This is a genomic window from Pseudomonas sp. J380 (assembly GCF_009827115.1).
Lineage (GTDB): Bacteria > Pseudomonadota > Gammaproteobacteria > Pseudomonadales > Pseudomonadaceae > Aquipseudomonas > Aquipseudomonas paracarnis.
Genome location: NZ_CP043060.1, coordinates 2,423,811 through 2,443,286, shown reverse-complemented (window position 1 = coordinate 2,443,286; position 19,476 = coordinate 2,423,811). Strand labels below are relative to the sequence as shown.

Annotated in this window: 21 protein-coding genes; 14 read left to right on the top strand and 7 right to left on the bottom strand. The window is 61.4% G+C overall.

Features of this window, described 5'->3' with window-relative positions; all coding sequences use genetic code 11:
• Positions 1-54: 54 nt before the first annotated feature.
• Positions 55-396, top strand: a complete 342-nt coding sequence (locus FXO12_RS11030) for a hypothetical protein (RefSeq protein WP_014717286.1) — start codon at positions 55-57, stop codon at positions 394-396.
• On the opposite strand, the gene FXO12_RS11025 is transcribed toward FXO12_RS11030, so the two are convergent.
• The 3 genes from FXO12_RS11025 to FXO12_RS11015 all read right to left on the bottom strand — a co-directional run bounded on the left by FXO12_RS11025 (position 393) and on the right by FXO12_RS11015 (position 3,005).
• Entirely contained in the window at positions 393-1,574 is a 1,182-nt protein-coding gene (locus FXO12_RS11025) for an aminotransferase class V-fold PLP-dependent enzyme (RefSeq protein WP_057975631.1), read from the bottom strand. The two genes, FXO12_RS11030 and FXO12_RS11025, sit on opposite strands and share 4 nt — an antisense overlap.
• Entirely contained in the window at positions 1,571-2,041 is a 471-nt protein-coding gene (locus FXO12_RS11020) for a RidA family protein (RefSeq protein ID WP_057975632.1), read from the bottom strand. The genes FXO12_RS11025 and FXO12_RS11020 overlap by 4 nt, the downstream gene beginning before the upstream one ends.
• A 91-nt stretch (positions 2,042-2,132) precedes the next feature.
• Complete coding sequence (locus FXO12_RS11015; RefSeq protein WP_057975633.1) at positions 2,133-3,005, bottom strand: LysR substrate-binding domain-containing protein; 873 nt, start codon at positions 3,003-3,005, stop codon at positions 2,133-2,135.
• 133 nt (positions 3,006-3,138) lie between these two features.
• Here FXO12_RS11015 and FXO12_RS28775 point away from each other — a divergent pair, with 133 nt between their 5' ends.
• Positions 3,139-3,300, top strand: coding sequence for a hypothetical protein (locus FXO12_RS28775; RefSeq protein WP_005785860.1), 162 nt, complete (start codon positions 3,139-3,141; stop codon positions 3,298-3,300).
• A 143-nt stretch (positions 3,301-3,443) separates the two neighbouring features.
• The gene (gene ccoM / locus FXO12_RS29290) at positions 3,444-3,560 is read left to right on the top strand and encodes a cytochrome c oxidase subunit CcoM (RefSeq protein ID WP_019817835.1); all 117 of its coding nucleotides are present in this window, start codon (positions 3,444-3,446) and stop codon (positions 3,558-3,560) included.
• A 147-nt stretch (positions 3,561-3,707) separates the two neighbouring features.
• Here ccoM and FXO12_RS11010 read toward each other — a convergent pair whose 3' ends face one another.
• On the bottom strand, positions 3,708-5,183 hold the full coding sequence (locus FXO12_RS11010; RefSeq protein ID WP_003189291.1) for an inorganic phosphate transporter: 1,476 nt from the start codon (positions 5,181-5,183) through the stop codon (positions 3,708-3,710).
• 315 nt (positions 5,184-5,498) lie between these two features.
• Positions 5,499-5,699, bottom strand: a complete 201-nt coding sequence (locus FXO12_RS11005) for a hypothetical protein (protein WP_003189295.1) — start codon at positions 5,697-5,699, stop codon at positions 5,499-5,501.
• A 561-nt stretch (positions 5,700-6,260) separates the two neighbouring features.
• Between FXO12_RS11005 and pcaR the strand changes: the two genes are divergently transcribed.
• From pcaR to pcaC, 11 genes are all read left to right on the top strand, one after another.
• The gene (gene pcaR / locus FXO12_RS11000) at positions 6,261-7,103 is read left to right on the top strand and encodes a pca regulon transcriptional regulator PcaR (protein ID WP_003189296.1); all 843 of its coding nucleotides are present in this window, start codon (positions 6,261-6,263) and stop codon (positions 7,101-7,103) included.
• A 145-nt stretch (positions 7,104-7,248) separates the two neighbouring features.
• Complete coding sequence (locus FXO12_RS10995; protein WP_054917929.1) at positions 7,249-8,589, top strand: MFS transporter; 1,341 nt, start codon at positions 7,249-7,251, stop codon at positions 8,587-8,589.
• A 248-nt stretch (positions 8,590-8,837) separates the two neighbouring features.
• Complete coding sequence (locus FXO12_RS10990) at positions 8,838-9,695, top strand: CoA transferase subunit A (RefSeq protein WP_014717292.1); 858 nt, start codon at positions 8,838-8,840, stop codon at positions 9,693-9,695.
• On the top strand, positions 9,695-10,474 hold the full coding sequence (locus FXO12_RS10985; RefSeq protein ID WP_003189301.1) for a CoA-transferase subunit beta: 780 nt from the start codon (positions 9,695-9,697) through the stop codon (positions 10,472-10,474). Before FXO12_RS10990 ends, FXO12_RS10985 begins: the two co-directional genes overlap by 1 nt.
• Complete coding sequence (gene pcaF / locus FXO12_RS10980; protein WP_173647467.1) at positions 10,471-11,673, top strand: 3-oxoadipyl-CoA thiolase; 1,203 nt, start codon at positions 10,471-10,473, stop codon at positions 11,671-11,673. Before FXO12_RS10985 ends, pcaF begins: the two co-directional genes overlap by 4 nt.
• Before the next feature lie 21 nt (positions 11,674-11,694).
• Positions 11,695-12,399 (top strand): protocatechuate 3,4-dioxygenase subunit beta, encoded by a 705-nt coding sequence (gene pcaH, locus FXO12_RS10975; protein ID WP_019817832.1) that lies wholly within the window; start codon positions 11,695-11,697, stop codon positions 12,397-12,399.
• A 1-nt stretch (position 12,400) separates the two neighbouring features.
• Entirely contained in the window at positions 12,401-12,967 is a 567-nt protein-coding gene (gene pcaG / locus FXO12_RS10970; protein WP_057975635.1) for a protocatechuate 3,4-dioxygenase subunit alpha, read from the top strand.
• Positions 12,968-13,184: 217 nt separating this feature from the next.
• A complete protein-coding gene (locus FXO12_RS10965; protein WP_032893116.1) occupies positions 13,185-14,480 on the top strand; it encodes an MFS family transporter in 1,296 nt (431 codons plus the stop codon).
• Positions 14,481-14,490: 10 nt separating this feature from the next.
• Positions 14,491-15,855, top strand: a complete 1,365-nt coding sequence (locus FXO12_RS10960) for a 3-carboxy-cis,cis-muconate cycloisomerase (protein WP_057975636.1) — start codon at positions 14,491-14,493, stop codon at positions 15,853-15,855.
• Between the two features lie 10 nt (positions 15,856-15,865).
• Positions 15,866-16,657, top strand: a complete 792-nt coding sequence (gene pcaD / locus FXO12_RS10955; RefSeq protein WP_057975637.1) for a 3-oxoadipate enol-lactonase — start codon at positions 15,866-15,868, stop codon at positions 16,655-16,657.
• A 10-nt stretch (positions 16,658-16,667) separates the two neighbouring features.
• A complete protein-coding gene (gene pcaC, locus FXO12_RS10950; RefSeq protein WP_003189316.1) occupies positions 16,668-17,066 on the top strand; it encodes a 4-carboxymuconolactone decarboxylase in 399 nt (132 codons plus the stop codon).
• A 130-nt stretch (positions 17,067-17,196) separates the two neighbouring features.
• Here pcaC and FXO12_RS10945 read toward each other — a convergent pair whose 3' ends face one another.
• Positions 17,197-18,096 (bottom strand): polysaccharide deacetylase family protein, encoded by a 900-nt coding sequence (locus FXO12_RS10945; protein ID WP_057975638.1) that lies wholly within the window; start codon positions 18,094-18,096, stop codon positions 17,197-17,199.
• A gap of 82 nt (positions 18,097-18,178) precedes the next feature.
• Positions 18,179-19,429, bottom strand: a complete 1,251-nt coding sequence (locus FXO12_RS10940; protein ID WP_057975639.1) for an OprD family porin — start codon at positions 19,427-19,429, stop codon at positions 18,179-18,181.
• Positions 19,430-19,476: the final 47 nt, after the last annotated feature.

The following is a 19,476-nucleotide window of genomic DNA, read 5'->3' as shown; positions in this document are numbered from 1 at the left end:
GCTCAAGTCGCCCTGCCACCCGCCGACAGCCTGTTGATCAGGAGAATAATTATCATGCTGCCACCCATGCTGCCCGTCAGTGTTGTGCCGGTCACGTCGCAACTCGACCCGGCACGCCAGAAACCGGATATTCCGCCGGTGGTGCCCGTTCAGCCGGGCTCCAACGAGAGCACGATCGACCTGAAAAAAGGCGATGCCGAGCAATCGACCTTTCTGCTGCGCGAAGAGCAGCGTCGCCAGCAGGAGCAGCAGAAACGCCGGCGCGAAGCCGACGACGACGCGGAGCAGCATTTGCCGATTCCCGGCGACTTGCTCAACGCTGACAACACCGTGCCCGTGGCGCCGCTGATCGAAGACGCGCCGCGCCAGGGCCTGTGGGTGGATATCGAGGTTTAATCGTTCAGTTCGCGCAGCGCCTTCACCAGTAACTCAATCTCGTCATCGGTGTTGAGCGGGCTGACGGAGATGCGCGCAATGCTGTTCAACCCACGTGCTTGCATATCCAGCGGGGTGTAGGCCACGCCATTGGCGCCGATGTTGATGCGCTTGCAGGCCAGGCGTTGCTTGAGTTCAAAGCTGTCCCAGCCGGCCAGGTTGAACGCGATCAAGCCTGAATGCGTTCTGCCTAAGTCATGCAAGGTAATTCCCGGTATCTGACGCAGTGCCTCGCGGATTCGCGCGCTGGTCTTCGAGACCCTTTGCCATACTTGCTCAATCCCCAAGTGATTGATTTCTTGCAACGCATTGCCCAGGCCGGCCAGCAGGGCGAAAGAGACTTCGCTGGTTTCAAAGCGCCGGGCGTCGTTGCGCAGGTCGAAGCCTTCGGCGGTCCAGGGCGCTGAAAACACGTCGCGTTGGGCCGGGTTCAGATGCGGCAGAAAATCCGGCCTGATATACAGCAGCGCGGTACCGCGAGGCCCGCGCAGGTGTTTGCGGCCGGCGGACTTGAGCACATCGCACTGCAACGCTTGCACATCCACCGGCACCTGGCCGACGGCTTGGCCCGCGTCGATGAAGTAGGGAATGGTATGCCGCCTGGCCACATCGCCGATGGCCTGGGCCGGGTTGATCAAGCCACCGTTGGCCGGCAGCCAGGTGAGGTCGATCAGCTTCACCTTGGCATCCAGCATCGCCTCCAACGCCACCGGGCAGGCCGCGCCGCTGGCATCGCACGGGATGACCTCCACCCGCGCCCCGGCTTGAACGGCCAGTTCCATGCTCGCCAGGTTACCGCCCCATTCGTGGCGCCCCACTAGAATACGATCGCCCGGCTGCCATGGCCCCAGCGCCTGGAAGGCCATGCTCCAGGCCGTCGAGCCACTGCTGGCGAAGGCAATCGATGAGGCGGGCGCATTGAGCAGTTGGCCGGCGGCTCGGCGGGCCTTTTCCACTAAGACGGCACCCTGTTCTCCGGCCTCCATCGGGCCGTCGCGGGCTTCGCGTTGCAGCTGTTCGATGATGGCGTCGAGCGTCGCCTGGCTGGGCAAGGACGCCCCGGCGTGGTTGAAGTGCACGATGCCGGACTGGCAACCGGGCGTGGCTTCTCGCAAGTGCTGGACTTGCAGCGGGGTCATGGCTGCAGCTCGAAAATGGCGTCCACTTCCACGGCGACACCAGCCGGCAGACTGCAGACCCCTACGGCGGTGCGCACGTGCCGGCCCTTGTCGCCGAGGGCATTGACCAGCAGGTTCGAAGCGCCATTGGCGACCAGGCTTTGGCGCTGGAAGTCGGCGCTGCTGGCAATGAACACGCCCAGGCGCAGGATACGCACCACCCGCGACAGGTCATCGCCCAACGCGTCGCTCAATTGCCCCAGCAGGCCCAGCGCCGCCAATTCCGCCGCTTGGGCGCCATCTTCATCGCTGAGAGAATCGCCCAGCCGGCCAAGGTAGGCAGGTTTGCCATCGGCCATGGGAATTTGTCCCGAGATGAACAGCTGGTGTTGGCTGATCACATGATTGACGTAGTTGGCAGCGGGTTGGCTGGGCGTGGGCAGTGTCAGGCCGAGGGCGTGTACGCGCTGGCGGATGGAATTGGTCATGGTGAAATCCTCTGGTGTCAGAAGGTTCCAGCATGTTGGCGGTGGCGAGGGGCGACAAACGGATAGATCTCATCCGACGTATCGAAAAACCTCACGCGTCGGCACACGCCTGCTTCAACCACTGGCTGAAGCATTCAGCCGCCTCACTGAGCGGGCGCTGAGGTGCGATCAGCCAATAGCCGATATCGCTGTGATAGGGCGGCCAGTCAAAGGCCTCTACCAGGCTGCCGTCCTGGAGCCTGCGTTCGATCAGGCGATGGCGGCCCATGGCGATCCCCTGGCCGGCCACGGTCGCTTCGACCACGATGTTGTAGTCATGCAGCATCACGCGGGGGTGGTGATCTAGGTTGACCTGGTAATGGGCCGACCAATCGGTCCACTCGAAAGGGCGGTGGGAGGTCGCCATCAACAGCGCGCCCCTGGCGATCTGCCTGGCTTTGAACCCAGGGCTGCATACCGGTGACAGGGTTTCGGCCATCAGGCGTGTGGCGCGCACGTCGGGCCAGTCGCCCTTGCCGTAGCGGATGGCCAGGTCAACCTCGGCCGTGGCGACGTTGGCCAGTTGAATGGCGGGCAGCAACTCCACCTGGATATGCGGGTAGCACCGTAGAAACTCGGCCAGGCGCGGCGCCAGCCATAACGTGGCAAAGGATGCCAGCAAGCCGATACGCAACACACTGGCGCTGGGCGCACCCCGTTGGTTGCGCGTCGCAGCGGCGATGGCGTCCAGGGCAGGGCGGATTTGCGCGTAGTAATCTTGCCCGGCCAACGTCAGGTCAATCGCACGGGTTCGCCGGATAAACAACGGTTTGCCCAGGTGGTGTTCGAGCTTATGTACCTGGTGGCTCAGCGCGCTTTGGGTCACCGACAACTCGTTGGCCGCCTTGATAAAACTCAAGTGCCGCGCCACGGCCTCGAAGGCGCGCAGGGCCAGAAGCGGTGGAAGGTCGTTGTGCAAGGCCACCTGGATGCGCCTCCTGGGCAGGGTAGAAAGTGCCGATTTTGGTCGATGGCCTGCATTTTGTCGCCCGCTTAATTGCCGTCGGGCGGGGCAGGCCGCATTATTGAGGCATTCCCGCCACGACGTAAGCCAAGCCATGAGTGATGACGACAAGCTGATCGACCTGAACGCCGAACGTGCCAAGCGCGTGCACGACCTCAATGACAAACGCTTGAATGAAGTGCGCCAAGCCTTTGAACAAGCCATGCCCTTGGGCAAGCCCAAGAAAAAGTCCAAGAACAAGCCGAAAAAGCGTTGAAACGCCCTGCATCCATTGATGCAGGTCAGTTATTCCCCTTCTTTACGCCCCGTTGTGGGCGACATTGATCCTGGTCAATTTCCCACTGCGCCTTCTCCATTAACTTAGCCCTATCGCAACAGGGCAAGTGCAGGAGGCCGGTCATGTTTTTCGATAATGTGGTTTTCGCCGGAGTGCTGACTGTTAGCCTCATGGTGCTGTTTTTTGTAGGGTTTGGATTTTTTATCTGGAAAGACGCGAACAAGCGTAAAAAACCTTAAGTCTTTCCAGGTTACATGAGCACGCAAGGCATTTTGGGCGACTTCGGTCGCCCTTTTTTTTGGCTCGTTCCCACGCAGAGCGTGGGAACGAGCATAAAAAAAGGTGCGACCCTCGCGGATCGCACCTTTTTTATTGCCGGCTGGCTATCAGTTGCCCAAAGCCTTGGACGCCAACCAGAACAACCCGGCCGAAAGGCCTACGGTCGCTGGCAAGGTCAATACCCAGGCCATCAGGATGGTCTTGACGGTGCCACCTTGCAGGCCGCTTTTGTTGGCAACCATGGTGCCCGCCACGCCAGAAGACAGGACGTGGGTGGTGGACACTGGCAGGGCGAAGATATTGGCAAAGCCGATCATGGTGGCCGTGGTGATTTGCGCCGACATGCCCTGGGCATAGGTCATGCCTTGCTTGCCGATCTTCTCACCGATGGTCAGTACCACGCGCTTCCAGCCCACCATGGTGCCCAGGCCCAGGGCCAGTGCGACCGCGAGAATCACCCAGAACGGAGCATACTCGGTGGTGGCGGTCAGGTCTTTGCGCAGCTTGTCCAGGTCTGACTTCTCACGGGAGTCCAGGCCTGGCAGCTTGCCGACCTTTTTCGCGGTGTCATCCAGGCAAAGCAGGTAGCGACGCACTTCGATGCGGTGGTCGGCCGTCAGCGAGTGGTAGTCCGAAACGCCCTTGAGGGTGCCCAGCAGCGCGTTGATCGTCGGTTCGGTCTGCTGCGGGTTGCAGCGGAACTTGCCCGGCAGGTCATCCTTCACGCTTTTGCCCAGGGCCAGGAACTCACCGAGGGTCTCGTGGTTGCGCTGGTAGAACTGGTTCAGGTGCAGGGTGGCGTCGCGGGTACGTTCGATCTGGTAAGTGGTGCTGCCCAGGTCCAATACGAACTGCGCCGGCACGATACCGATCAGTACCAGCATGATCAGGCCGATGCCTTTCTGGCCATCGTTGGAGCCGTGCACGAAGCTTACAGCCATGGCCGAAATCACCAGGACCAGGCGGTTCCAGAACGGCGGGTGCTTCTTGTCGTCGAGTTTGCGGCGCTGGTCCGGGGTCTTGTGCATCTTAGACAGCGGGCGCCACCACTTCAGGCCGATCAGCACCAGGGCGGCGACCAGGAAGCCCGCCATCGGCGAGAACACCAGGGAGGCGCCGATATCCACGGCCTTCTGCCAGTTCACACCGTCAGCCAGGGGGATGTCGTTGATCAACGCGTTGGCCAGGCCGACACCAAGGATCGAGCCGATCAGGGTGTGGGAGCTGGAGGCGGGGATACCGAAGTACCAGGTGCCCAGGTTCCAGGTGATCGCCGCCGCCAACAACGAGAAGACCATTGCCAAGCCGTGGCCGGTGTTCACATTGATCAGTAACTCCACCGGCAGCAAGTGCACGATGGCGTAGGCGACACCGACACCGCCGAGCAATACGCCGAGGAAATTGAACACCCCGGAGAAGAACACGGCCAGGTGTGGCGGCATGGCTTTGGTATAGATGACTGTGGCCACCGCGTTAGCGGTGTCATGAAAGCCATTGATGAACTCGAAGGCGAGGACAAAGGCCAGGGCGAGCAACAGGCTCACGAGAACCCAAGCATCCAGTCCGCTGAATAAATCGATCATGAAGGTTTTCTGACCCGGTCGTAAGGGGGCGCGATTATGCCAGAAAACATCAGTAATCGATGCATTAGCTGCTCATCGGTAACAATCTTCCTGGAAAAAAAACCGGCAAGACACACGTATCCCAGGGTTTTCGGGGCTTTGGCAAGTCTTTGATTTATAAAGCGCGGGCCGCGGAAGGCGGGCTTTTGTCATGAAAATGCCATGCCTGAAACATTTGTATGAAATTTCGTGGGTGGCTGTAGGTTACTGACCAGCGGCCGCTGAACCAGTGGTTGACCGGCAGCGACTGCAAGGCGCTGAACTCGACCAAAGTGCTCAGGGCTCCTCGGTCTTGAGTTCCTGCTCGATTTTTTGGATTTCCTGGGCAAATGCCTGATCCAGCAGGCTGGCTCGTTTGCGCCATGGTTTGCGTTCCGGCTCAGGTTGCGCGGCGTAGGTGGTGACTTCCCCGCCGTAGACGTCCTTGTAACGTTGCTCCTGGCGCTCAAGTTCCGCGCGCAGTTCATCTTTCGTCACAGTATTACCTAATTGAGTTGAGTTATTGATTGCGCAGTGTCATGCCTGAAAGTCGTGCTCGGGGCGATTCCAAATAGAACAGTAGAACCGTTCAAGTTGGTATACGGGCCTGAGGGCCGTTCTTTTAAGCGAGTACTTGTGGCCGGCGTTGCCTGCAGCCTGCAATGCCTGGTGAGCTCCCCTCCCGATAGTGATACCGGGCTGACCTCTGCACAGGTTGCATTATAGCGGCGCATTTGAAGAACACTATCATCATGAAGTTAAAAAGCGTCAACGGCGTGCTTGGGTTTTGTTACATATCGCCGACGTATTTGTGAACAGCGTCATCTTCATATCTGTATTCATACTGATAGAAGGGTAAATGCCTACACTTTTCGGCGACATCAGCTAAATCTCGAACGTTATCTGCGGGATCTGCACCCATGCCGGCCAAATTGCGATAATCGCATGGTTGTCCGATAATCGCCCAATGTTACCGGCGTTGACTTGTGCAGGGCGGCCGGCACGGCTTGTAATAGCCGCCAACCCTCCCGTGGTGATAACAAGAGAAGGCCCGTTGAAATGAACGATCAATTGCGCAACTCCTTTGCATCAGTGGCGCCGCCGATCGTGGCTTCACCGGCCAAGCGCATCCAGGCATTCACCGGTGATCCGGATTTCATGACGTCCCTGGCCCGTGGCCTGGCCGTGGTGCAGGCGTTCCAGGAGCGCAAGCGTCACCTGACCATCGCCCAGATCAGCCACCGCACCGAAATTCCCCGCGCCGCCGTGCGCCGTTGCCTGCACACCTTGATCAAGCTCGGCTACGCCACCACGGATGGGCGCACCTACTCGCTGTTGCCCAAGGTGCTGACCCTCGGTCACGCCTATCTGTCGTCCACACCGCTGGCCGTTTCGGCACAGCCTTATCTGGACCGCATGAGCGAGCAGCTCCATGAAGCCTGCAACATGGCTACCCTGGAAGGCGATGACATCCTCTATATCGCCCGTTCCGCCACCACCCAGCGGCTGATCTCGGTTGACCTGTCGGTGGGCGGGCGCCTGCCTGCGTATTGCACGTCCATGGGTCGCATTCTGCTGGCCGCCCTCGACGATGCCTCGCTGCAGGATTATCTCGACCATGCCGACCTGCAAACCAAGACCAGCCGCACCCTGACAACACCGCAAGCGTTATTCGAATGCCTGCAACAGGTGCGTCAGCAGGGCTGGTGCATTGTCGACCAGGAACTGGAGCAGGGCCTGCGCTCCATCGCGGTGCCGGTGTATGACGCGTCCGGCCAGGTATTGGCCGCGCTGAATGTCAGCACCCACGCCGGTCGGGTCAGCCGCAGCGAGTTGGAGCAGCGCTTTTTGCCGAGCATGCTCAGCGCCAGCCGTGAGCTGAGTGCGCAGCTGTTTGCCTAAGCTGTTCGGTGACCGCACAGATCCCGGCGGGCTCGATTGACGGTGTTTCCCTTGGCTTATTAATGTGCGGCAGCGCTCTGAGGAGCTGCCCAATAAGAATGACGGCCCCAGGTCGTCAGCCCGCCATCGGTGTGGAATAAAAATAATGAATCAGCCTTCTGTCGGTACCACCCTGGACGTACAGTCCTTTATCAACACCCAGCCACTCTCGCGCTATCAGTGGCGCGTGGTGATCCTGTGTTTCCTGATTGTCTTTCTCGACGGCCTCGATACAGCCGCCATGGGCTTTATTGCGCCGGCACTGTCCCAGGACTGGGGCATCGACCGCGCCAGCCTGGGCCCGGTGATGAGCGCCGCGTTGATCGGCATGGTGTTTGGCGCACTCGGTTCCGGCCCGCTGGCCGACCGCTTTGGCCGCAAAGTCGTGCTGGTCGGCGCGGTGTTGGTGTTTGGTGCGTTCAGCCTGGCGTCGGCCTACAGCACCAATGTCGACCAGTTGCTGGTGCTGCGCTTTCTCACCGGCCTGGGCCTGGGCGCCGGCATGCCGAATGCCACCACCTTGCTGTCTGAATACACCCCCGAGCGGCATAAATCCTTGTTGGTGACCAGCATGTTCTGTGGCTTCAACCTCGGCATGGCCGGTGGTGGGTTTATTTCGGCCAAGCTGATTCCCGCGTTCGGCTGGCACAGCCTGTTGCTGATAGGCGGCATCCTGCCGTTGATCCTGGCGGTGGTGCTGTTGGTGTGGCTACCGGAATCTGCCCGCTACCTGGTGGTACGCAATCGAGGCACCGACAAGGTACGCAAGACCCTTGCCCCCATCGAGCCAAACATCGTTGCCCAGGCCACTCAGTTCAGCGTACCGGAGCAAAAAACCGTCAAGGCCCGCAATGTGTTCGCGGTGATCTTCTCGGGCACCTACAGCGCTGGCACGTTGCTGTTGTGGCTCACGTACTTCATGGGCCTGGTGATTGTTTACCTGCTGACCAGTTGGCTCCCCACTTTGATGCGTGACAGCGGCGCGAGCATGGAACAGGCCGCATTTATCGGCGCGCTGTTCCAGTTTGGTGGAGTATTGAGCGCGGTGGGCGTGGGCTGGGCGATGGACCGGTTCAACCCGCACAAAGTGATCGGCACTTTCTATCTGCTGGCCGGGGTGTTTGCCTACGCGGTGGGGCAGAGCCTGGGCAACATCACGCTGTTGGCCACCCTGGTGCTGGTCGCCGGGATGTGCGTCAACGGTGCGCAATCGGCAATGCCATCCCTGGCAGCACGTTTCTACCCCACCCAAGGCCGTGCCACCGGGGTGTCATGGATGCTCGGCATCGGCCGCTTCGGCGCGATTCTGGGGGCGTGGATGGGCGCTACTTTGCTGGGCCTGGGCTGGAACTTCGAGCAGGTGCTTACGGCACTGGTGATTCCGGCGGCATTGGCCACGGCAGCGGTGGTGATCAAGGGCATGGTCAGCCATGCCGATGCCACCTGAAACCAATCGCTACCCCTGTGGGAGCTGGCTTGCCTGCGATATCGGTGCTGAATCCACTCGCGCCATCGCAGGCAAGCCAGCTCCCACATTGACCCTGTTCCTTACAATGGTTAGTTAAGCAACAATCGGTTCGATAATCGAACACTCAGTCGATTATCGGATTGTTCGGCCCATTTCCCCGGCTTAACCTTCAAGCACTTCGGCGCCACCTCAGCGCCTTTTTCGATCAACACCGGGAGCCCAACCCCATGGCTGAAATCCTCACCCTGCGTGATGCGGTCAAGCGCTTCGTGAACGACGGCGATACCGTCGCCCTCGAAGGCTTCACCCACCTGATCCCTACGGCCGCAGGCCATGAAATCATTCGTCAGGGCAAGAAAGACCTGACGCTGGTGCGCATGACGCCTGACCTGATCTACGACCAGTTGATCGGTGCCGGCTGTGCGCGCAAGTTGATTTTCTCCTGGGGCGGCAACCCGGGCGTGGGTTCCCTGCATCGGCTGCGCGACGCGGTAGAGAAACAATGGCCGCAAGCGCTGGAGATCGAAGAGCACAGCCACGCCGACCTGGCCAATGCCTACGTCGCCGGTGCCTCCGGCCTGCCGTTCGCGGTGTTGCGTGCCTACGCCGGTTCCGACTTGCCCAAGGTCAACCCGCTGATCAAGACCGTCACCTGCCCCTTCACCGGCGAAGTGCTGGCGGCGGTGCCGTCGGTGCGTCCGGACATTACCGTGATTCATGCGCAGAAAGCCGACCGCAAAGGCAACGTGCTGCTCTGGGGCATTCTCGGGGTGCAGAAGGAAGCGGCCCTGGCGGCCAAGCGCTGCATCGTCACCGTCGAGGAAATCGTCGACGACCTGAATGCGCCGATGAACAGCTGCGTGCTGCCGACCTGGGCGCTGACGGCGGTGTGTCACGTACCCGGTGGTGCCCATCCGTCCTACGCTCACGGCTACAACGAGCGGGATAACCGTTTCTACCAGGCGTGGGACCCGATTGCCCGCGACCGTGGCACCTTTACCGCCTGGATCGACGAATACATCCACGGCACTGCCGACTTCAGTGAATTCCAGGCCAAGCTGGCCGCCGCGCAGGAGGCTAAGTAATGGCTTATTCCACCAATGAAATGATGACCGTCGCCGCCGCACGACGCCTCAAGAACGGCTCGGTGTGCTTCGTCGGCATCGGCCTGCCATCGAAGGCGGCCAACCTGGCGCGCCTGACATCGTCGCCGGATGTGGTGCTGATCTACGAGTCGGGCCCGATTGGGGCCAAGCCCAGTGTGTTGCCGCTGTCCATCGGCGATGGCGAGCTGGCGGAGACCGCCGACACCGTGGTGCCCACCGGTGAGATCTTTCGCTACTGGTTGCAGGGCGGGCGCATTGATGTCGGCTTTCTCGGTGCGGCCCAGGTCGACCGTTTCGGCAATATCAACACCACCGTGGTCGGTGATTATCACCAGCCCAAAGTGCGTTTGCCGGGTGCCGGTGGCGCGCCGGAAATCGCAGGTTCAGCCAAGAGCGTGTTGATCATCCTTAAGCAATCGTCCCGTTCGTTTGTGGACAAACTGGACTTCATCACCTCCGTCGGTCACGGCGAAGGTGGCGACTCACGCAAGCGTCTGGGCCTGCCCGGCGCCGGCCCGGTGGGCATCATTACCGACCTGTGCATCATGGAGCCGGAGGAGGGCAGCCATGAGTTCGTGGTCACTGCGCTGCATCCGGGCGTGACCCGCGAGCAAGTGGTCGCCGCCACCGGCTGGGCGATTCGCTTTGCCGACCAGGTGAGCACCACCGCTGAACCCACCGAGACCGAACTGACCGCCCTGCGTGACCTCGAAGCGCGCACCGCGGCTGCCCACGGCCAAGCACCGGGAGAAGCCTGATGCGCGAGGTTTTTATTTGTGATGCCATTCGCACACCTATCGGCCGTTTCGGCGGTGGCCTGTCCACGGTGCGTGCCGACGACCTGGCGGCGCTGCCGATCAAGGCGCTGATCGAGCGCAACCCGTCGGTGGACTGGAGCGCCGTAGACGAAGTCTTCCTCGGCTGCGCCAACCAGGCAGGTGAAGACAACCGCAACGTGGCACGCATGGCGTTGCTGCTGGCGGGGCTGCCGGAAAGTATTCCTGGAGTGACCCTCAACCGCCTGTGCGCCTCGGGCATGGATGCCATCGGCACCGCTTTTCGTGCGATTGCCAGTGGTGAAATGGAGCTGGCGATTGCCGGTGGCGTCGAATCGATGTCCCGCGCTCCGTTTGTGATGGGCAAGGCCGACGCGGCGTTCTCGCGCAACATGAAGTTGGAAGACACCACCATTGGCTGGCGCTTTATCAACCCGCTGATGAAGGCCCAGTACGGCGTGGATGCCATGCCGCAGACGGCCGATAACGTGGCCGATGACTATCAGGTTTCCCGCGTCGACCAGGACGCTTTCGCCCTGCGCAGCCAGCAACGCACCGCCGCTGCCCAGGCCGCCGGGTTCTTTGCCGAGGAAATCGTTCCGGTGCGGGTCGCCCATAAAAAAGGCGAAACCCTGGTGGAACACGATGAACACCCACGGGACACCACGTTGGAAGCCCTGGCCAAGCTCAAGCCGGTCAACGGCGCGGACAAGACCGTCACTGCTGGCAATGCCTCGGGCGTCAACGATGGCGCCGCCGCGCTGATCCTCGCCAGCGCCGAGGCCGTCAAGCAACACGGCCTCACCGCCCGCGCCCGTGTGCTGGGCATGGCCAGTGCTGGTGTAGCCCCGCGCGTGATGGGCATCGGCCCGGTGCCGGCGGTGCGCAAACTGGTGGAGCGCCTTGGGTTGGCTGTCACCGACTTTGATGTGATCGAACTCAACGAAGCCTTCGCCAGCCAAGGCCTGGCGGTGCTGCGCGAGCTGGGTATTGCGGACGATGCGCCCCAGGTCAACCCCAACGGCGGCGCCATTGCCCTCGGCCATCCCTTGGGGATGAGTGGTGCGCGGTTGGTGATGACGGCCCTGCACCAATTGGAAAAAACCGGCGGCAGCAAAGGCCTGGCGACCATGTGCGTGGGCGTCGGCCAAGGCTTGGCCCTGGCGATTGAACGCGTCTGATCAATAAAAGAGGATTGCTCCATGAGTGACAAGCCCGGTTACCGGCGCCCGCAAGCGGGCACTCAACCTGATTACCTGCACCCGGCCTACCAGTCGACGAACCTGCGTTCGCCGTCCCAGCCTTTGGTGTTCCTGCCCCATTCCTTGTCGGAAATCACCGGCCCGACCATCGGCGCCGAACGTATCAATGAGAAGGACAACGACCTGACAGCCCAGCATGAGGGCGAGCCGCAAGGCGAGCGCATCATCATTCATGGCCGTGTGCTGGACGAAAACGGCCTGCCAGTGCCGGGCATCCTCGTGGAGATCTGGCAGGCCAATGCCGCCGGCCGCTACAACCACAAGCGCGACCTGCACGATGCACCCCTGGACCCGAACTTCACCGGCACCGGGCGCACCGTCACCGACGCCGATGGCTGGTACCAGTTCCAGACCATCAAGCCCGGCGCCTACCCGTGGGGCAACCACCACAACGCCTGGCGCCCGGCGCATATCCACTTTTCGCTGTTCGGCCCCAGCGTGCTGACGCGCCTGGTGACGCAAATGTATTTCCCGGGTGACCCGTTGCTGGAGTACGACCCGATCTACAACTGCGTGCCGGATACCAGCGCCAAGCAACGCTTGATCGCTAGCTTCGACCTGGAAAAAACCATTCCTTCCTATGCCCTCGGCTACCGCTGGGACATCGTCCTGCGCGGCCGCGACGCCACGCCGATGGAGAAATGAGATGACACTCAACGCGACCACGTCCCACACCGTCGGGCCGTATTACCACATTGGCCTGACCTGGCTGAACCGTGAAGACCTGACCGTCACCGCCACCCTTGGCGAACGCGTGGCGATCAGCGGGCAAGTGGTGGACGGCAACGGTGATGTCGTCAACGACGCCATGCTGGAAGTCTGGCAGGCCAACGCCGTCGGCAAATATGCTCACCCCGAAGACGAGCAGGACAAAGCGCTCGACCCGAACTTCGAAGGCTTCGGCCGCGTGCCGGTGGATGCCGAAGGGCGTTTTCGTTTTACCACCATCAAGCCGGGCAGTGTGCCGGGGCTCAAGGGCACCACCCAGGCGCCGCATTTGGTGGTGCTGGTGTTTGCCCGTGGGTTGGTGAAGCACTTGCTGACGCGGATTTATTTTGACGGTGAGGCCTTGAACGGCGATGACCCGTTGCTGGCGTGTGTGCCGGCAGAACGTCGTGGCACCTTGATTGCCCAGGCGGATGCGGCAGGGGTATATCAGTGGAATGTGATTTTGCAGGGCACAGATAAGGAAACGGTGTTCTTCGACTATTGAGTTGGCTGTTGACGATCGTTCCCACGCTCTGCGTGGTAATGCATCCCGTGACGCTGCGCGTCACCCGCGAACGGCAGGACGCGGAGCGTCCCATGCGGCATTCCCACGCAGAGCGTGGGAACGATCATCCAGGCTCCACCTATCCAAAAGTCTGCTTGCGGAACAGGGTTGTTGCAAAGTATGTCTAGGCTATAACCGTTCCCACTGAGTAAAAAACATGACAACAAAAACCAGCCACTACACCGGAGAAGAACGCAGCAAACGGATCTTTGCGATTGTCGGTGCGTCCTCCGGCAACCTGGTCGAATGGTTCGACTTCTACGTCTATGCCTTCTGCGCGATTTATTTTGCCCCGGCGTTTTTCCCCTCGGACGACCCCACGGTGCAGTTGCTCAACACCGCCGGTGTGTTTGCCGCCGGGTTCCTGATGCGACCGATCGGTGGTTGGTTGTTTGGCCGGGTGGCCGACAAGCACGGGCGCAAGAACTCGATGATGATCTCGGTGCTGATGATGTGCGGCGGCTCCCTGGTCATCGCCTTCCTGCCCACTTATAACGACATCGGTGCCTGGGCCCCGGCGCTGCTGTTGGTGGCACGACTGTTCCAGGGCTTGTCAGTGGGCGGCGAATACGGCACCACGGCCACCTACATGAGTGAAGTCGCGCTCAAGGGCCAGCGTGGCTTCTTTGCTTCGTTCCAGTACGTGACCCTGATCGGCGGCCAGTTGCTGGCGGTGCTGGTGGTGGTGATCCTGCAACAGATCCTCACCGAAGAAGAACTGCGTGCCTGGGGCTGGCGCATCCCGTTTGTGATCGGCGCCATAGCCGCCGTGATCTCCCTGCTGCTGCGTCGCACCCTGAAAGAAACCACCAGCAAGGAAATGCGCGAAGACAAGGACGCCGGCAGTATCGTCGCGCTGTTTCGCGACCACGGCAAAGCTTTCATTACGGTGCTGGGCTACACCGCCGGCGGCTCGCTGATTTTCTATACCTTCACCACCTACATGCAGAAGTACCTGGTGAACACCGTCGGCATGCACGCCAAGACCTCGAGCTACATCATGACCGGCGCGCTGTTCCTGTACATGTGCATGCAGCCGCTGTTCGGCATGTTGGCCGACAAGATCGGCCGGCGTAATTCGATGCTCTGGTTTGCCGGCCTTGGCACGTTGTTCACAGTGCCGATCCTGCTGACTTTGAAAACCGTGACCAGCCCGTTTTTGGCATTTGTGCTGATCACCCTGGCCTTGGCGATTGTCAGCTTCTACACCTCCATCAGCGGCCTGGTCAAAGCGGAGATGTTTCCGCCGCAGGTGCGTGCCTTGGGCGTGGGCCTGGCCTATGCGGTGGCTAACGCGGTGTTTGGCGGTTCGGCAGAAGTGGTCGCGCTGAGCCTCAAATCCATCGGCATGGAAAACACCTTTTATTGGTACGTCACCGCGATGATGGCGGTGGCCTTCCTGTTCAGCTTGCGCCTGCCGAAACAGGCGGCGTACCTGCATCACGATCTGTAAGGGATGAGTTATGACGTTGCGCACGAGCAATCAACTGTTCGACGCTTATTTCACTGCTGACAGCATGGCCGAGGTGTTCTGTGACCAGGGGCGCTTGCAGGGCATGCTGGATTTCGAAGCCGCGCTGGCTCGGGCGCAGGCCCAGGTAGGGTTGATCCCCCAGGCCGCCGTCGCACCGATTGCCCAGGCGTGCCTGGCGTCGCTGTATGACGTGGATGCCCTTGGCAGCGCGATTGCCACGGCGGGCAACTCTGCGATTCCACTGGTGAAGGCGTTGGGCAAGTTGATCGCCAGTGAGGACGCCGACGCCGAGCGTTATGTACACCTGGGCGCAACCAGTCAGGATGTGATGGACACCGGCCTGGTGCTGCAACTGCGCCGTGGGGTGGAGTTGATCGAGGCCGACCTGGCTCGCCTGGGGGAGGTGTTGGCCGCCCAGGCTCAGCGTTACGCCACCGTGCCGTTGGCCGGGCGTACCTGGTTGCAGCACGCGACGCCGGTCACCCTGGGGATGAAAATCGCCGGTTGGCTGGGCGCGGTGACGCGCAGTCGCCAGCGCCTGGCCGAATTGAAACCGCGCCTGTTGGTGCTGCAATTTGGCGGCGCGTCGGGCACTTTGGCGGCCCTCGGCGAACACGCCATGCCTGTGGCCGAGGCCTTGGCCGCCGAGTTGCAACTGGGCTTGCCGGAGCAACCCTGGCACACCCAGCGTGACCGCCTGGTGGAGTTTGCCAGCCTGCTCGGTCTGATCGCCGGTAGCCTCGGCAAGTTGGGCCGCGATATCAGCCTGTTGATGCAGACCGAAGCGGCGGAGGTGTTCGAGCCTTCGGCGCCGGGCAAGGGCGGTTCGTCCACCATGCCGCACAAGCGTAACCCGGTGGGCGCCGCGGTGCTGATCAGCGCAGCCACCCGCGTACCCGGCCTGGTGGCGACAATGTTCAGCGCCATGCCCCAGGAGCACGAACGCAGCCTGGGCTTGTGGCATGCCGAATGGGAAACCTTGCCGGAAATTTGCCGCCTGGTATCCGGTGCCTTGCATCAGGCAATTCTGGTCAGTGAAGGGCTGGAGGTGAATGCCGAACGCATGGCACAGAACCTCGACCTGACCCAAGGCCTGGTACTGGCCGAAGCGGTGAGTATCGTGCTCGCCCAACGCTTGGGCCGTGACACCGCGCACCATCTGCTGGAACAGTGCTGCAAACGTGCGGTCGCCGAGCAGCGCCATTTGCGCGCGGTACTGGCGGATGAGCCGCACGTCACCGCCGAGCTGTCGGCGGCTGAACTGGATCGCCTGCTCGACCCTGCCCACTACCTGGGCCAGGCGTCTACCTGGGTCACGCGTGCGGTGACCGAACATTTTGCTTTGACTGCCTGAGGAGACCGCTGTGGCTTTTGTACAACTCGCCGAGGGCGAACTGCATTACCAACTCGAGGGGCCCGCCGACGCACCGGTATTGGTGCTGTCCAATTCCCTGGGTACCGACCTGCATATGTGGGACATCCAGATACCGGCTTTTACCGAGCATTTTCGTGTGCTGCGATTCGACACCCGTGGCCACGGCCAATCCCTGGTGACCGAGGGGCCTTACAGCATCGAGCAACTGGGCCGAGACGTGATCGCGCTGCTGGATGCGCTGGATATCCAGAGGGCGCATTTTTGCGGACTGTCCATGGGCGGCTTGATCGGCCAATGGCTGGGCATTCATGCCGGCGAGCGCCTGCACCGCCTGGTGGTGTGTAATACCGCGGCCAAGATCGGCACGCCCGAGGTGTGGAACCCGCGTATCGAAATGGTCCTGCGTGATGGCGCAGCCGCGATGGTGGCGCTGCGCGATGCGTCGATTGCGCGCTGGTTCACCGCGGATTTCGCCGCTGCCAACCCGCATCAGGCCAAGCAGATCACCGACATGCTCGCGGCCACGTCACCCGAGGGGTATGCCGCCAACTGCGGCGCCGTGCGCGATGCGGATTTTCGTGAGCAATTGTCCTCGATCAAGGTGCCGACCCTGGTGATTGCCGGCACCGAAGACGCAGTGACGCCGCCAGCCGGCGGCCACTTTATCCAGAACCATGTGCAGGGTGCCGAGTATGCCGAGTTCTATGCGGCGCACCTGTCCAACGTGCAGGCCGGTGCTGCTTTCAGCGACCGGGTGATCGAATTTCTGCTGGCCCGCTGAGGAGCTATTTGTGGACGAAAAACAACGTTACGCCGAGGGTCTGCAGGTGCGTCGCGAAGTACTGGGCGATGCCCATGTCGACCGCAGCCTCAATGCCCTGACTGAGTTCAACAGCGAGTTCCAGGAAATGATCACCCGCCACGCCTGGGGTGACATCTGGACCCGCCCCGGCCTGCCTCGGCATACCCGCAGCCTGATCACCATCGCGATGCTGATCGGCATGAACCGCAGTGAAGAACTGAAACTGCACCTGCGTGCCGCCGCCAGCAACGGCGTGACCCGCGCCGAGATCAAGGAGGTGTTGATGCAGAGTGCGATCTACTGCGGGATCCCGGCGGCGAATGCGACGTTTCACCTGGCGGAGTCAGTGTGGGATGAGTTGGGCGTGGAGTCCCGCCAACAAGACTGAATGTGAAGGCGATCAAATGTGGGAGCTGGCTTGCCTGCGATTGCGGTGGGCCAGTCAATATTGGGCTGACTGACAGATTGCTATCGCAGGCAAGCCAGCTCCCACAGTGGATCGTCACACGTTTAGGGTATCAGTGGGAATCAGCATCCCACACCCAATTCCACACCCCCGGCAGATGCACCGGCGCGTTCACATCCTTGACCGTACGGGCCAGCGCTGCACGTTCCAGCGCGGCATGGTCGGTATAGAACGGCTCTGCCGCTGTCTTCAATCCGTTGACCCGCGCGCTGTCCATCAGGATCTGCAAGTACTCTTGCATATGCCGCGCGGTGTAGCGGTTGATGTCATGGAAGGTCACCACTACCGGGATCACACCCTCCACTGTCGGTAGTTCACCCAAGGCGATGCGTTCGCGTACCACCGACAGTTGCCGATCCAGGTTGGCCCGCCGACGCGGGCTGGCGTTGAAGCCCCAGATCTTGCCGTCATTGGCACTCAGGTCCGTCAGCAGTACGTGCATGCCGTGGCGTTGGTAGGCGGCGAAGGTGCGCTTGTCGTAGTTCCAGAAGGGGGGGCGTACCAGCACGGGGCGCGCCCCCGTGATGGCGGCAATGTCTGCGGCCCCTTCGGTAAGGGTGTGTTCCAGGGTGGCATCGTTCAGCCAGCGATGATTGGTGTGAAACGCCGTGGCGGTGTGAAAGGCCAGGACATGGCCAGCGGCGAATTCACGTTCCATGGTCTTGCGCCCCCGGGCACTGCCGCCGGAGCGAGCGGCTTCGGTCTGCAGGAAGAACACCGCCTTGATTCCCGGCAGCACCGGGTTGTTGGCCAGGTCCGCCACTACCGAACGGCTCGGATTGTTGTAGCCCGAGGCGCTTGGGCCGTCATCGAAGGTCAGCAAAAAGCGGATCGGCGCCTGGGCCAGCAGGCGCTGTTCGGTCTGTGGCGTCAGGGCGATGGGGGCGCTGATGCAGCCCCCCAGGCTCAAGGCCAGGGCAAACAGTACGATTGCTGTAGCGAAGGATTTCATGCCGTGCAGGGCCCGAGTAAAGGCCGCTGCTGGGGGGATCAGCAGCGGCAGGCGCGCACCATACAGTAAGTGCTATGCCGGTTTACAGCAGACTGATCGGATAGCTGACGATCAACCGGTTCTCATCGAACTCGTTGTTGCTGTAGTCCCTGCGCATGCTCGAATTGCGCCAGCGCACGTTGAGGTTTTTCAGCGTGCCGCTTTGCACCGTATAGCCTACTTCGGTCTCGCGGCCCCATTCCTTGCCGTCGGTGATGGTGCCGGTGTGCACGTTGCTGCCGCTGATATAGCGGTTCATCAGGGTCAGGCCCGGTACACCGAGGGCGGCGAAGTTGTAGTCGTGGCGAACCTGCCAGGATTTTTCCTGTGCGTTGTCATAGCTGGAGTTGTAGCTGTCGTTGGCCAGGGTGCCGCCGCTGGTGCCGTTGACGCGCATCCAGGCACTGTCGCCGGTGAGTTTTTGCAGGCCGACGTAGAAGGTGTTGCCGCCGTACCTGGCCGAGAACAAACCGGACCAGGTTTTGTTGTCCAGGTCCCCGGCACGGGCGCTGCCGTCGTCCTTGCCGTAGAAGAAGCCCAGGTTGGCGCCCAGGGTCCAGTCGCCCACAGGCTGGCTGTGGATCAGATTGACGAACTGCTGGCTGTAGATGTCCTTGAGCTGGGCATTCCACACGCCGACTTGGGTGTGTTTGTCGTTGAACGCGTATTCGGCGCCCTGGAAATTGAAACGGTCGGAGGTGAAGGCGGTTTTGCCGAACATCGACATGTCGCTCATGCTGCCGTCGTCCCGCGGGCTGTTGGCGCGGAATTGGCCGCCATAGAGGGTCAGGCCGTCGATTTCCTTCGAGGTGATCTGCCCACCACGCAGGGTCTGTGGCAGGGAGCGGCCATCGTCGGAACGCAGGATCGGCAGCACCGGCATCCATTCGCCCACCTTCAACTCGGTCTTGGAAAAGCGCGCCTTGAATGCCACGCCCAGCCGACCAAATTCATCGGCTGGCCGACCGTCATGGTCCAGCGGCAGCAACTGCGTGCCGCCCGTGCCACGCCCGCCATCAAGCTTGAGCGAGTACAAGCCCAGCACATCCACACCAAAACCGACTGTGCCTTGGGTGAACCCGGACTTGGCGTCGAGAATGAAACTTTGCGTCCACTCCTGCGCGCCACCCTGAGCCTTCGTAGGATTGGTGTAGTTGCGGTTGAAGAAGAAATTACGCAGGTTGAGGTTGGCGCTGGCGTCTTCGAGAAAGCCGTGATCCTGGGCGAGAACGGGCAGGGCAGAACTGGCTATAGCAGCCGCCAGCAACAGCTGGCGCGGTTGGAAAGTGCTCATGGTGTGAACCTGTTGTTATTGGGTTTATGCAGGTGGCGGCCATGGTG